Source organism: Pedobacter indicus, assembly GCF_003449035.1.
Lineage (GTDB): Bacteria > Bacteroidota > Bacteroidia > Sphingobacteriales > Sphingobacteriaceae > Albibacterium > Albibacterium indicum.
Genome location: NZ_QRGB01000001.1, coordinates 538,754 through 552,813 on the forward strand (window position 1 = coordinate 538,754; position 14,060 = coordinate 552,813).

General features: G+C 41.5%; 10 protein-coding genes. 6 read left to right on the forward strand and 4 right to left on the reverse strand.

Translation table 11 applies throughout. The features are described from left to right. Window positions 1-188 precede the first annotated feature (188 nt). From D3P12_RS02545 to trpC, 3 genes are read left to right on the forward strand one after another with little or no spacing between them, the layout of a single operon-like run. On the forward strand, window positions 189-1,604 hold the full coding sequence (locus D3P12_RS02545) for an anthranilate synthase component I family protein (RefSeq protein ID WP_118193517.1): 1,416 nt from the start codon (window positions 189-191) through the stop codon (window positions 1,602-1,604). Between the two features lie 9 nt (window positions 1,605-1,613). Further along, entirely contained in the window at window positions 1,614-2,198 is a 585-nt protein-coding gene (locus D3P12_RS02550) for an anthranilate synthase component II (RefSeq protein WP_118193518.1), read from the forward strand. A 10-nt stretch (window positions 2,199-2,208) separates the two neighbouring features. Next, window positions 2,209-2,997, forward strand: a complete 789-nt coding sequence (gene trpC / locus D3P12_RS02555) for an indole-3-glycerol phosphate synthase TrpC (protein ID WP_118193519.1) — start codon at window positions 2,209-2,211, stop codon at window positions 2,995-2,997. Between the two features lie 15 nt (window positions 2,998-3,012). On the opposite strand, the gene D3P12_RS02560 is transcribed toward trpC, so the two are convergent. Continuing rightward, complete coding sequence (locus D3P12_RS02560; protein ID WP_118193520.1) at window positions 3,013-4,209, reverse strand: anhydro-N-acetylmuramic acid kinase; 1,197 nt, start codon at window positions 4,207-4,209, stop codon at window positions 3,013-3,015. 158 nt (window positions 4,210-4,367) lie between these two features. Here D3P12_RS02560 and nagB point away from each other — a divergent pair, with 158 nt between their 5' ends. Next, on the forward strand, window positions 4,368-6,299 hold the full coding sequence (nagB, locus tag D3P12_RS02565) for a glucosamine-6-phosphate deaminase (protein ID WP_118193521.1): 1,932 nt from the start codon (window positions 4,368-4,370) through the stop codon (window positions 6,297-6,299). Between the two features lie 455 nt (window positions 6,300-6,754). On the opposite strand, the gene D3P12_RS02570 is transcribed toward nagB, so the two are convergent. The 3 genes from D3P12_RS02570 to D3P12_RS15430 all read right to left on the reverse strand — a co-directional run bounded on the left by D3P12_RS02570 (window position 6,755) and on the right by D3P12_RS15430 (window position 8,972). Next, window positions 6,755-8,062: an FAD-dependent oxidoreductase gene (locus D3P12_RS02570; protein ID WP_118193522.1), complete on the reverse strand. Its 1,308-nt coding sequence runs from the start codon at window positions 8,060-8,062 to the stop codon at window positions 6,755-6,757. Window positions 8,063-8,215: 153 nt separating this feature from the next. Beyond that, a complete protein-coding gene (locus D3P12_RS02575) occupies window positions 8,216-8,857 on the reverse strand; it encodes an OmpA family protein (RefSeq protein WP_245977367.1) in 642 nt (213 codons plus the stop codon). After that, window positions 8,823-8,972 carry a hypothetical protein gene (locus D3P12_RS15430; RefSeq protein ID WP_165438712.1) on the reverse strand — a complete coding sequence of 50 codons (150 nt, stop codon included), beginning with the start codon at window positions 8,970-8,972 and terminating at the stop codon, window positions 8,823-8,825. The genes D3P12_RS02575 and D3P12_RS15430 overlap by 35 nt, the downstream gene beginning before the upstream one ends. A gap of 18 nt (window positions 8,973-8,990) precedes the next feature. Here D3P12_RS15430 and pgi point away from each other — a divergent pair, with 18 nt between their 5' ends. Together pgi and secA are read left to right on the forward strand one after the other, a co-directional pair. Beyond that, window positions 8,991-10,637 carry a glucose-6-phosphate isomerase gene (gene pgi, locus D3P12_RS02580; RefSeq protein ID WP_118193524.1) on the forward strand — a complete coding sequence of 549 codons (1,647 nt, stop codon included), beginning with the start codon at window positions 8,991-8,993 and terminating at the stop codon, window positions 10,635-10,637. Window positions 10,638-10,743: 106 nt separating this feature from the next. Further along, complete coding sequence (gene secA, locus D3P12_RS02585) at window positions 10,744-14,052, forward strand: preprotein translocase subunit SecA (protein ID WP_118193525.1); 3,309 nt, start codon at window positions 10,744-10,746, stop codon at window positions 14,050-14,052. The last annotated feature ends 8 nt before the right edge of the window (window positions 14,053-14,060 follow it).

A 14,060-nucleotide genomic window follows, 5' to 3' on the forward strand; every position in this document is an offset into this window, starting at 1 on the left:
ATAAGAAATTAGGTTTTGTAATAAATCTTCTTAAATTTGTCATCGATGATGAACAATACATATACAACTAGCTGGTGGTGGTGCAATAAATAAGCACGCCGGGCTACACGTATATTAAAAATATTAAACCTTATTTAAGACCCGACGTATAAAATGTCGGGTTTTTTTATGCTTCAAAACACAGGAAAATGAAGAAATTAAACATTTCAACAACTTTCAGAAAAATGCTCGCTGATACCACAACACCAGTAAGTATTTATCTACGTTTAAGAGATATCTTTCCCAATAGTCTTCTGCTGGAAAGCTCTGACTATCACAGCAGAGAGAACAACATGAGCTATGTCTGTTGTGTGCCGATTGCCGGAATAACGCTTAACCGTAACCAACTGGAAATAAACTATCCAGATGGAGAAAAAGTAACCAAACCCTCTGACACAGTCGATATCCGGAAGGAAATTTCTGCGTTTTGTAGCTCAATTAAAGCCGACAAAGCAGATGTAAAGTTCATCTCAAACGGCCTGTTTGGTTATTTCACTTTTGATGCCGTCCAACATTTTGAAGACATCAAACTCACAACAGAACCAACAAAGGAGAAAGACATTCCGTTTATGCAATATCATATCTATCAATATGTTATAGCAATTGACCATTTTAAAAATGAACTTTATATCTTCGAGCATACAACAGGCGACAAAGAACCCTACGGCTTAGATCAAATAGAATACTTAATCCAGAATAAAGATTTCCCGGATTACCAATTTTCGTTAAACGGATCGGAAAACTCAAACTTCAGCGATACAGAATTTAAAGACCTTGTCGAGACCATGCGTAAACATATTTACCGCGGCGACGTGTTTCAAATTGTCCCCTCAAGAGCTTTTTCACGAGCCTTTTTAGGAGATGAGTTCAATGTATACCGGGCACTCCGATCAATTAACCCGTCGCCGTATCTTTTTTATTTTGACTACGGAAACTTTAAACTATTCGGTTCATCACCTGAATCACAGCTTACAATTAAAAATGGAGAAGCAGCTATCTATCCAATTGCCGGAACATTTAAGCGAAGCGGCAATGACAAGGAAGATAGTGCGATAGCCGATGCGTTAAAAAATGACCCAAAAGAGAGCGCAGAACACGTGATGCTAGTCGACTTAGCCAGGAATGATCTCAGCAAACATTGCGAAGAGGTCCATGTTCAATCCTTCAAAGAATCACAATTCTACTCCCATGTTATACACCTTGTATCGAAAGTGACCGGACAACTGCGCGACGGAGTTAACCCCTTTGACATTGTTGCTGACACTTTTCCCGCAGGCACCTTAAGCGGATCTCCCAAATACATGGCCCTCACTTTAATAGACCGCTACGAAACCATTCAACGGAGCTTCTACAGCGGGGCAATCGGCTTTATGGGATTCAATGGCGATTTCAATCATGCTATCATGATCCGTTCATTTTTAAGTAAACAAAACACACTGCACTATCAGGCTGGTGCAGGAATCGTCGCAGATTCCAACGCAGAAAGCGAGCTAAAAGAAGTTGACAATAAAATTGCAGCACTAAGAAAAGCACTGGAATTCGCTGAAACCATTAATAAGAATTAGAACAGGTATATGAACACAACAGTTAAAAAAGAAGTTGTTATTATCGACAACTATGATTCTTTCACTTTTAACTTGGTACACTTATTAAATGAGTGTGGATACGAAGCAACGGTATGGAGAAATGATAAATTTGCCTTAGAGGATTTAGAAGGCTTCGATAAGATCATGCTTTCTCCCGGTCCGGGGATTCCCTCAGAATCAGGATTACTATTGGATGTTATCAAAGAGTATGGTGATAGAAAAAGTATTTTAGGTGTTTGCCTCGGATTGCAAGCTATTGCTGAAGTATACGGAGGAAAACTCTATAACCTATCGAAGCCTGTGCACGGCACAGCTACGCCCATTAAGATCTTAAAAGCCGACGATGTACTATTCCAGGACCTCCCTCATTCATTTAAAGTAGGTCGCTATCACTCATGGGCGGTGGAAAAAGAAAACCTACCGCCCGAGTTAGAGATAACAGCCGTCGACGAAGAAGGCGTAATCATGGCAGCAAGCCATAGAACATTAGACGTTAGGGGCGTGCAATTTCACCCTGAATCGATTCTCAGTGAACACGGTGTCAAACTCATCAGCAATTGGCTTACGCATTAATAAAAACATTATGAACATATTAGAAAAAATTATTCAGCATAAACGAAAGGAAGTGAGCGACGCCAAAGCACGTACTACGGTTCGCGACTTAGAGTCGATGCCCCTGTTTTCCAGAGACCCTTATCGTCTGAAAGATTTCGTTTTCGATCCGGCAAGAAACGGGATTATCTCTGAGTTTAAAAGAGCGTCCCCTTCTAAGGGTATGATTAACAAGCACTCAAAAGTTGAAGAGATTGTCACAGCCTATGCTAACAATAAAGTCTCCGCTATTTCAGTCCTAACTGATTCTGATTTTTTTGGCGGAAGTCTTGACGATCTATTAGCCGCCAGAAAACAAGTTAACGTTCCGCTATTACGTAAAGAGTTTATTATTGATGAGTTTCAAATTATCGAAGCGAAAGCTTACGGTTCAGATATCATCTTGCTTATTGCATCTTGCTTAACACCTGCCGAGATCATCCAATTATCTTCATCGGCAAAGAACTTAGGTTTAAACGTACTGTTGGAAGTCCACAATGAAAAAGAATTAGCCGATAACCTGATTATGACGGTTGACGCGATCGGTGTAAACAACCGCAATTTAAATGACTTCAGTGTTTCCCTTGATCACTCACTTAATTTGATTAGTCAGATACCAGACCAGTATATTAAAGTGTCGGAAAGTGGAATCAGCGAAGTCGATACGATCAAAAAGCTTAAAACAGCTGGTTTTAACGCATTTCTGATTGGAGAAAACTTTATGAAACAAGAAAGTCCGCAACAGGCCATTGCCAACTTTGTGAGCGAATTAGCTGAATAGCTTGACAACGATCTTTTAATCTGGAAAGCTAACCTTTCCAAAACAAACTGCGGGTGCACCTGATGTCTCTGGGAACTCAATCGGTGAACCCGCTACCGTTTCATTAGCCAGCAGCGCAAATAGCACAGCCTCTTTCGCTTCTGGGTTCATTCCTAAAACGGAGGTATTATCGATAGCGACCCCAGGCAAAAGTGTTTTAAGGTTATTCATAAGTGTTTTATTCAGATAACCGCCACCGCTAACGTATAGTGAAAGCTCACCGTAATTCTCACTCAATTGCAAAATAGTGTCTGCAATACATCTAGCTGTAAACATCGACAGTGTCGCCATAACATCCGCATTTCCGAGATCCGTCGTTCCACTTTGCAACTGTGCCCCTTCCAGATAGGAAAGGTTAAATAACTCAGGCCCTGTTGTCTTTGGGGACACTTTTTCGAAAAATGGGTGCTTAAACAAAGCTGCAAGCAATGCAACATTTACTTCGCCATCTGCAGCAAGTTCACCGTCTTTATCGAAAGGTTTCGACAATGCCGCTTGCATATATTGATTCATCAGCGTATTTCCAGATCCCACATCCGTTGCAAACACTCCTGCAACCTGTCGCCCTGCGGGCAGAAAGGTCAAATTGGAAATTCCACCGATATTCAAAAGAACGCGATTCTCTGTGCTGTGACCGAAAAGAAGATAGTCCCCATAAATTACCAGAGGGGCACCTTCTCCGCCTGCCGCCACATGCTTCTGTCTAAAATCCGAAATCGTAATAATCCTTGTATTCATAGCGATATGGTCGCCATCACCGATTTGCAGCGTGCTATTTGTAAAACCCTCCGGAGGCGGCGAACCTAAAGGAGCGTGAAAAACCGTTTGTCCATGACTAGCAATTAAATTGATCTGCTCGGGTTTCAATTTCCATTTTTTTAACGTCTTATTCACCAACTCAGCATGTGCAATACCAATTTTAGCATTCATAGCGCAAAGCATCTCTGTATAAACGGTTTCTTTGGAAAATACGGATCTGATTTCATCACGGAAAGCGCTGGAATATTCGAGCGATTCAAAAGCCAGCAATTCCAACCGCGTATTGGAGCCGCTACCTTGAATTTTGGTCAGTGCGATATCTAAACCATCTAATGAAGTTCCAGACATAAGACCGATAATAACGCGAGTGTCTTGCTCTGCGATATGATATAAAGTTGCTAAGTTTTTATTCATTTCAGATCTTTTTGTAATTGAGCGCAATCGTGTGCGTTCCTCTGCTACGAAGAATTGCCTCGATATTTGACCAATATTACTATAAATACGTCAAAAACGAGACATTTTATAGAATAGATTTGTTAGATTTGCTTTCACCTTAAACGTATTAACCCAAAATGGCAAGATTAAATTTACTGGAAGAAACGCGTTTTGAAAAATTACCAGTTACTGTATACCCTAACCAGGAGGAAGCATCAATTGCTGTTGCAAATCGAATAGCAGCACTAATCAGAGACAAACAAGAAAAAGGTGAGTCAGCCATATTAGGCTTGGCAACTGGAGCTACCCCGGTTAAGGTTTATGATGAGCTCATTCGTCTTCATAAAGAAGAAGGCTTGAGTTTTGAAAATGTGATAACCTTCAATTTGGATGAGTATTATCCGATGCAACCCGATGCAGAACAGAGCTACGTTTATTTTATGAATAAGGTTCTGTTTAATCACGTAGACATCGATAGAAATAATATTTATATTCCAGACGGGACGTTACCTGAAGATCAAATTCATGATTACTGCTTACAGTACGAGAAAAAAATATCTGAACTGGGCGGTCTCGATCTCCAAATCCTGGGTATCGGTCGTACCGGCCATATCGGATTCAATGAGCCCGGTTCTGCGCCTAATTCAGGCACACGCCTCGTTACGCTTGATGACCTGACTCGCCGGGATGCATCTAGAAATTTTGGTGGAAAAGAAAACGTACCAACAAAGGCGATAACCATGGGTGTAGGTACGATCTTCAAAGCTCGAGAAATCATCTTAATGGCTTGGAACGGCACGAAAGCTCAGATTGTAAAGAAAGCTGTGGAAGGTGCAATCAGTTCCGAAGTACCTGCAACTTATCTACAACTATCTGACAATGTCGAATTTATCTTAGATAAAGAAGCTGCTTCAGGCCTCACACGCTTCGATACACCTTGGCTGGCGAAAGATTGTGTATGGGATGAAGACACCATTAAAAAAGCGGTTATTTGGTTGGCAAAAACACTAAAGAAACCGATACTTAAACTTACGGAAGAAGATTACAATAACAACGGCATGGCTCAGCTTGCCACAGAGAAAGGCCCTGTTTACAATATCAATATTCAGATCTTTAACCTAATCCAACATACCATTACAGGTTGGCCAGGAGGCAAACCAGATGCGGATGACAGTCAACGTCCGGAACGGGCATTACCCAAAAAGAAACGCAGCATCATTTTTTCACCTCACCCAGATGATGATGTTATATCAATGGGTGGTACTTTTATTAGATTAGCAGATCAAGGCCATGATGTACACGTTGCCTACCAGACATCTGGCAATACTGCGGTATGGAGCGATGATACACTTCGCTTTATTGAATTTGCACGGGATTTTTCAAAATCAATGAATCTAGACACGCAAGTGCTGGATAAGGTTTATTCTGATACAAGGGAGTTTTTGAGCAAAAAGAAACCTAATCAAGCTGATATTGATGAAATCTTGACCGTAAACGCACTAATCAGAAAGGGGGAAGCAATTGCTGGAGCACGCTTTGCCGGACTCCCTGACGAGAACATCCATTTTCAGAACCTTCCTTTCTACGATCGTGCGAAGTACTCGAAGAATGTATCAACAGAAGACGACATCGTCCAGACAATGGAGCTTCTTCAGGAAATCAAACCCCATCAGATTTTTGCTGCAGGGGATTTTGCTGACCCTCACGGCACGCATAAAGTTTGTTTTGACATTTTAAGAGAGGCGATAACCCGATTACGGAAAACCGAAGAATGGACAAAAGATTGCTGGCTATGGCTTTATCGCGGAGCTTGGCATGAGTTCGAAATCCATGAAATCGAAATGGCTGTGCCTTTATCCCCTGCTGAGGTAATCCGCAAACGCCACGCAATCTTCAAGCACCAGTCTCAAAAGGACACTCCTGTTTTCCCAGGTGATGATGCTCGGGAATTCTGGGTACGCGCAGAAGAACGCACAGCAGAAACAGCAAAAATATATGACGATCTGGGACTTGCAGAATACGAGTCGATCGAAGCATTCGTGAGATGGAAATTTGAAGACGAAGTCTAATCTTCCCCAAAAAAAACAAAAAAAGCCACTATCGTTTTATCAATAGCGGCTTTTTTTGTTTCAGTATATTTCCTTACAGTTAAACAATCCCCATCTAGCTGACCAAAATCAACCTGAATACTAAGAAATTAAACACTCACACTTCCAATTAAAATCGACGGATATGGTGCTATTTTCTATAATATTTGGTCTTAAAAAGTACAACTCTTTAACGGACTTCAGTCGGACATTCTTCGGACATTAGTCGGACTTTCTTCGGATGCACACGTATAACCTCCGAGGAACATACGATTAAGATACATCTAACCTCCGTCTTAATATAAAACCTGAGAGTAAAAAGCGTGCACGAGCATTTAACCTAAAGGAAAATCGCTTCGCTTTTAAGAGCAAAAAATCGTTGAGAAACTACTCAGTGAAGTAGCTTTTTTTAAAAAATTCAATGAGTTTTTTAGGTTTTAATAAACAAATTTCCCTTCCTTATTTACCTTCACGGTAAACGGTTGGAGGTAGGTATCTACCAATACGGCAAATTGCCGTCTGTTAATGGGTGTTTCTGAGTCAAAAGATCCACTAAATTTAAATCGGGTATTCCATCCATTTTCGATCGCACGGTCAATTTCATCACCCTTTAAGGCTATAAACTTGATAAGATCGATAACCTCTTTTACCTTCAGCTGGTCGCTGGAGTGTTGATTAAACCAGATTTGGCTCCTTGTATAGATGCTCCGCATGACTGCTTCAATCTCCTTTGTTGATACAAAACCCTCTGCGTTAAAGATAAATTTTCCTTCCGCATTCGCCACACCCTCAAGTATTCCAGAGAGTCCGATATGTTGGATATGCGTATTATGAACATCCTCAAAAGCGATATCATGGAATGGTATCAGCTGCGCCTTGAATGCCAGCAGCTCTCCCTGGAGTGTGCGGATATTAATCTTATCATAGTCTGTTTCAAAAAAAGCACAGTATCCGGCTGCAGCGCCCATGGCTTGTCCAAACAACAGGAAACGGGGAACATCCTCAATTGACGAACCTAAAGAGGGTGCAGACCGATCGGGATCGAATACAATAAATAAATTTTTAGCATAGGGCGTGATGATTATCGATGAGGGGATTAGGGATTCATTTTCTCCCCGATCGTCAATCATCAAACTGGTTTTGTAAGCGGTTGACTCATAAATATCATCCGTTCCGATCAATGACGAATGAAGAGCTCTGTCTTTTATTTTTTCCTCCAATTCAATTAAAGGAATAAGTTCTGCATCCTTACTTGCATCCACAACAGCAAACACTTTATAGCTACTGCCATTGCTGAGATCGATTGTCCAATTTTTTCGGGAGCGTTTAACCTCTTCAATAGACGAATTGTACAAAATGGTCAGGTTTTGTGTTGAATCGATAATTTTTTCAAAGGCATTCATTGATACACGTGGATTTAGGTGCCTTTTAGCACGGTTGAAAACCGAATCTGTGTAATGTGATGCATTAATAGTTGCCTTAAGAAATTCTCCCCACAGCCCCCCATCAAGGCTTTGATATGAGGTAACTTTTTTGATGTCAGCTCCTTGTGTCAATTCACTTTCAAAAGACCCTTGCGGATTAACCCAGAGAGTCTGAACTCCCGACTTAGCCGACTGCACAGCTGCTCCGAATGCTACCTCACCCTGCCCATATACAACAAGTTGTGGTTTATCTTTCCGTTGTGCATACAGTACTGTATTTAACCATAAGAAGCTGAAGAGAATGATGTATTTAGTATTCATAATTAGTTTGAGCCGGGTAAAATGTTACATCCTATCGATTAACTTAACCGTAAAAATAGAAAAATGCCATGAATATTCTATCCATGGCATTTTTCTATTTTATTAGAGTTTTGTTAGCTCAATAACTTACAAGTTACTGTTCTCATCAGCTTTTTACTGTGCTGCTTCAGCTTTCGCCTCGGCTTTCATCTGATCGTTTGCTACAATCACGATTTCCACTCTTCTATTTTCTGCTCTACCTGCATCAGTTTCATTGCTGGCTATTGGCTCCGTTGCCCCCATACCTTTGGTCTTAATTCTTGAGCCGCTCAACCCTTGAGCAACGGCATAATTTTCTACTGATGCTGCGCGACGTTCTGACAAACCTTGATTATAAGAAGCTTTCCCAACATTATCTGTGTGGCCAATCACTAAAATATCCGTATCAGGATTATCGTTCAATGATTGCACAAGCTTTTGAATATTCTCTTTAGCTACGGGTTTCAAATCGGTTTTATCAAAATCGAAAAGTATTCCAGAGTCAAATTTTACGATAATTCCCTCGCCAGCCTTGATAACCTCAGCGCCATCAACTGTATTTTCAATCTCTGCAGCCTGCTTATCCATTTTTTTACCTATCAATCCACCAGCAACACCACCGATCGCGCCACCGATAACAGCACCTGCAGCTGTATTACCTGCTTTGTTACCAATAATAGCACCAATCCCGGCGCCTGCTCCAGCTCCGATCCCTACGCCCTTTTGCGTGTTAGTCATAGAACTACATGCCGAAAATACCATCGCGACTGTAGCCATTGCGATTCCTAATACTGATATCTTTTTTGAAATATTCATAACGTTTGTTTTTATTTTTCTTTTCTAGTTGCGAATCTTGCAAACACAATGCCAAAATGGTAATTTCGTACCTCATTCAAAAGCATATTGATCCATGTTATCAAAAGTAAAATTCAACGAAACCCCTGCTTACAAGTATCTTACAAATCATTATATTGAAATCGCCCCGAGACATTTGAAGGATCTGTTTTCAGGCGACCCCGACCGATTTCAGAACTTCTCAATCAAATTTAACGACATTCTTTTCGATTATTCAAAAAATAGGATTGACGACGAAACCATGGCGCTACTTATTCAACTGGCTAGAGAATGTCAAGTAGAAGATGCTATAAAATCCATGTTTCAGGGGGAGTTAATCAATGAAACTGAGAATCGCGCGGTTCTCCACACCGCACTCCGCAGTCAGGACAGCAATCCTGTTTATGTCAATGATCAGGACATCAAACCAGAAATACGTGCTGTTCTCGATCAAATGAGAAGCTTTTGCGAGCAGGTTATTTCGGGCGAGTGGAAGGGTTACCAAGGAGAAGAGATTACCGATGTCGTAAATATCGGCATTGGAGGATCTGATTTAGGTCCGGTGATGGTGACTGAAGCATTGAAAGCATATAAAACCAGGCTTAATGTGCACTTCGTTTCAAATGTTGATGGTACGCATATCACCGAGACACTTCGGAATTTGGATCCCAAAACGACCTTATTCCTGGTTGCTTCGAAAACCTTTACTACGCAGGAAACCATGGCAAACGCGTTCTCCGCACGAAAATGGCTATTGGATGATGGAGCAAGTGAGGCGGATATCAGCAAACATTTTGTTGCATTATCAACCAATGAAAAAGCTGTGCAGTCCTTTGGAATTAACCCTGAAAACATGTTTGTTTTTTGGGACTGGGTCGGTGGTCGCTATTCTCTTTGGAGCGCTATCGGTCTGTCCATTGCACTAAGCATCGGCTTTGATAATTTCAAAGAACTACTTGAAGGTGCCTATGAGGCAGATATGCATTTCCAAAATACGGCATTAGAAGATAATATACCCGTAATTATGGCTATGCTTGGAATCTGGTACAACAATTTCTTTGATGCGGAAAGCCAGGCAATTCTGCCCTACGATCAGTATATGCACCGTTTTGCAGCCTATTTTCAGCAAGGGGATATGGAAAGCAATGGAAAAAACGTTGATAGAAATGGGGATCCCATCGCTTACCAGACTGGTCCAATTATTTGGGGAGAACCCGGGACAAACGGACAACATGCTTTTTATCAGTTGATTCATCAGGGAACAAAACTGATCCCTTGTGATTTTATTGCCCCCGCTCAAAGCCATAATCCATTAGGAAATCATCATACCTTATTGCTTTCAAATTATTTTGCCCAAACCGAGGCATTAATGAATGGGAAAACTGAGGAAGAAGCGATCGCCGAACTTAAAAAAGCCGGGAAAAGTGATATCGAGATTAAGAAGCTCAGCCCATATAAAGTATTTGATGGTAATAGACCAAGCAACTCCTTCCTCATTAAAAAAATCACGCCGAGAACACTTGGAACCTTGATCGCCTTTTACGAACATAAAATTTTCGTCCAGGGTATTGTATGGAATATCTTTAGTTTCGATCAATGGGGCGTTGAATTAGGGAAGCAGCTTGCTGGAAAAATTCTCCCTGAGCTGGAAAATGATTTAGCCGTTGGATCCCACGACTCATCAACCAATGGTCTTATCAATCAGTTTAAAGCGTGGCGCTAAATAGTCTATTATTATTAACTTTGCAGAATCATCTCTGTCAATTTGGCGGAAGAAGGATTTTGGATTATTTATTGTCAAATTACAAGAAGATAAAAAAACAAGATAGATGTTAGGATTTCTAAGCAAAGTTTTCGGCAGCAAATCAGCACGAGACATAAAACATGTTCAGCCTTTAGTAGATAAAATTAAAGCTGAATTCAGTAAATTGGAGTCAATTTCAAATGATGAGCTGCGTCAGAAAACATTCTCCTTTAAAGAAAGGATAGCAGAACACTTAAAAGATACAGACGCTCGTATTAATGAATTGAAGACAGAGGCTGAGCTGCCAACCACCGATATGTCTACCAAAACCTCGCTCTATGAGGAGGTTGATAAGCTGGAAAAAAATCGTGATAAGGAACTAGAAGATGTTTTAATGCAGATTCTACCGGAGGCCTTTGCGGTTGTTAAAGAAACGGCAAGGCGCTTTACGGAAAATTCAAGTTTAGAGGTTACTGCACTAGACTATGATAAAGATTTAGCGGCGATTCACCCCCATATTGAAATCCAGGGAGATAAAGCTGTATGGCAAAATACCTGGACCGCTGCGGGCTCTGAAGTTACCTGGAACATGATCCATTACGATGTTCAGCTTATTGGTGGTATCGTTTTGCATGAGGGTAAAATTGCCGAAATGGCGACAGGTGAAGGTAAAACATTGGTTGGAACGCTTCCAGCTTACCTTAACGCTCTTTCAGGACAAGGGGTGCATATTGTAACTGTTAACGACTACCTTGCTCGTCGTGATGCTGAGTGGAACGGACCTATCTTTGAGTTCCATGGGCTTAAAGTTGACTGCATCGACAAGCATCAACCCAACTCTGCGGCTCGCAAAAAAGCCTACGCAGCTGATATTATCTTTGGTACAAACAATGAATTTGGATTCGATTATCTAAGAGATAATATGACGCAGAACCCCGATGGGATGGTTCAGCGGAAACTGCATTTTGCGATGGTCGATGAAGTAGACTCCGTGCTGATTGACGACGCCAGAACGCCGTTGATTATTTCCGGACCGGTTCCTCGCGGCGACGAACATGAGTTTTATGAACTGAAGCCGAGGATTGAACGTTTGGTGAATGCGCAAAAGTCATTTGTCAATACCGTACTAAACGAAGCTAAAAAAGCAATTAAGGCAGGTGATACGGACACGGAAGGCGGGGGCTTAGCCCTTTTACGGGCACATAGGGGTTTGCCAAAAAACAAAGCATTGATTAAGTTTCTGAGCGAAGGTAATAACAAACAGGTACTTACCAAGGCTGAAAACTTCTATATGCAAGAGCAGAGCAAAAACATGCCGAAGGTAGATGCGGAGCTCTTCTTTGTAATCAATGAAAAGCATAATCAGGTTGAGCTTACCGAGAAAGGGATCGAACTGATAACCGCTTCGGGAGAAGACGCAAACTTCTTTATTATGCCGGATGTAGGATCGGAAATTGCGGAGCTTGAAAAATCTGATTTAAGCGCAGAAGAAAAGGCAGCAAGAAAAGATGAAATCATGCGTGACTTTTCAGTTAAATCAGAACGCATACATTCTGTAAATCAACTCTTAAAAGCCTATACTCTTTTTGAAAATGATGTCGAATACATCATTGACGGAGGTAAAGTTAAGATTGTTGATGAGCAAACGGGTCGCGTTATGGAGGGGCGCCGGTATTCTGATGGGCTTCACCAGGCGATCGAAGCAAAGGAAAATGTGAAGGTAGAGGACGCGACACAAACTTACGCCACCATTACCTTGCAGAACTATTTCAGAATGTACCACAAGTTGGCGGGTATGACCGGAACGGCGACAACTGAAGCGGGTGAGTTATGGCAAATCTACAAACTCGACGTAGTAGAGATACCTACCAACCTTCCAATTCAGCGTGACGATAGGCAAGACGCTGTTTACCGGACAGCGCGTGAGAAATACAATGCTGTTGCTGAAGAGATTCAACGCTTAACTGAAGCGAAACGACCTGTTCTTGTCGGTACAACTTCGGTAGAAATTTCAGAACTATTAAGCAGGATGTTGAAGCTCCGCGGTATAAAACATAATGTTCTGAACGCAAAACTGCATCAACGGGAAGCTGATATTGTAGCGGAAGCTGGGCAGCCGGGAACTGTTACGATCGCTACGAATATGGCGGGACGGGGTACGGATATCAAACTAGGTGAAGGCGTAAAAGCTGCGGGTGGTTTAGCCATTATCGGTACTGAACGCCACGAATCCAGACGTGTTGACCGTCAGCTAAGAGGTCGGTCTGGTCGTCAAGGAGACCCCGGTTCATCTCAGTTCTTTGTATCCTTAGAAGATAACCTGATGCGCTTATTTGGTTCTGAAAGAATCTCCAACATCATGTTGAAGATGGGAATTGAGGAAGGCGAGGTTATTCAACATTCGATGATTACGAAATCGATCGAACGGGCGCAGAAAAAAGTTGAAGAGAACAACTTTGGAATACGTAAACGCCTGTTGGAATACGATGACGTAATGAATTCGCAGCGTACGGTAATCTATTCAAAAAGAAAAAATGCGTTGTTTGGTGAGCGTTTAGACGTTGATCTTAATAATCTTATTTTCGATACCGTTGAAGAGATTGTAAGCGACTGCAAAGAAGGTGGGACATATGAAGATTTGCAGTTGGAATTTATCCGCATATTTTCAGTCGATCCAGAGTTAGATGAAAATACGTTTAATGGTTCAGGTATTGCATCGCTAACGGATCAACTTTTTGAAAAGGTTAACGAATATTACCACAGAAAGGCAGAAAACATCGCTAAGCAGACCTTACCAGTTCTAAAGGATGTATTTGAAACCCGCGGAGAACAGATCGAAAATATTGTTGTTCCATTCACTGATGGTACGCGTGGAATTCAAGTTACTGCTAACTTAAAGAAGGCAGTTGAATCTGAAGGCTTAGAGGTTTTTAAGGCTTTTGAAAAGGGCATTGTTCTTGCTTTGATTGATGAGTCTTGGAAAGAACATCTCAGAGAAATGGACGACTTGAAACAGTCCGTTCAAAATGCGGTATATGAACAAAAAGATCCGATTATTATTTACAAAATGGAGGCCTTTAACCTGTTTAAACAGATGTTGGTCAACATGAATAAAGAAATAGTCAGCTTCCTGTTTAAAGGAGGGATCCCTACACAAAACCCACAGGACGTTCGGGAAGCAAGACCGGCACCCGCGCAGAATAAACAGATCAAAGTGTCAAAGCCTGAACTCGCTACAGCTAGCTCAGGGGCAGCACAAGCGATGAACGAAGATACGAGAGAGGTGCAAAAAACACAGCCGATCAGAAATGAAAATAAAGTCGGCAGAAACGAACCTTGTCCATGCGGAAGTGGTAAAAAATATAAAAACTGTCATGGGATAGGGCAGGCATAACAGAAATT

Coding starts and splice junctions, on each gene's coding strand:
- nagB (WP_118193521.1), top strand. CDS start 4,368: ATGGCAAGATTAAATTTACTGGAAGAAACGCGTTTTGAAAAATTACCA.
- D3P12_RS02545 (WP_118193517.1), top strand. CDS start 189: ATGAAGAAATTAAACATTTCAACAACTTTCAGAAAAATGCTCGCTGAT.
- secA (WP_118193525.1), top strand. CDS start 10,744: ATGTTAGGATTTCTAAGCAAAGTTTTCGGCAGCAAATCAGCACGAGAC.
- trpC (WP_118193519.1), top strand. CDS start 2,209: ATGAACATATTAGAAAAAATTATTCAGCATAAACGAAAGGAAGTGAGC.
- D3P12_RS02560 (WP_118193520.1), bottom strand. CDS start 4,209: ATGAATAAAAACTTAGCAACTTTATATCATATCGCAGAGCAAGACACT.
- D3P12_RS02570 (WP_118193522.1), bottom strand. CDS start 8,062: ATGAATACTAAATACATCATTCTCTTCAGCTTCTTATGGTTAAATACA.
- D3P12_RS02575 (WP_245977367.1), bottom strand. CDS start 8,857: ATGGCTACAGTCGCGATGGTATTTTCGGCATGTAGTTCTATGACTAAC.
- D3P12_RS02550 (WP_118193518.1), top strand. CDS start 1,614: ATGAACACAACAGTTAAAAAAGAAGTTGTTATTATCGACAACTATGAT.
- D3P12_RS15430 (WP_165438712.1), bottom strand. CDS start 8,972: ATGAGGTACGAAATTACCATTTTGGCATTGTGTTTGCAAGATTCGCAA.
- pgi (WP_118193524.1), top strand. CDS start 8,991: ATGTTATCAAAAGTAAAATTCAACGAAACCCCTGCTTACAAGTATCTT.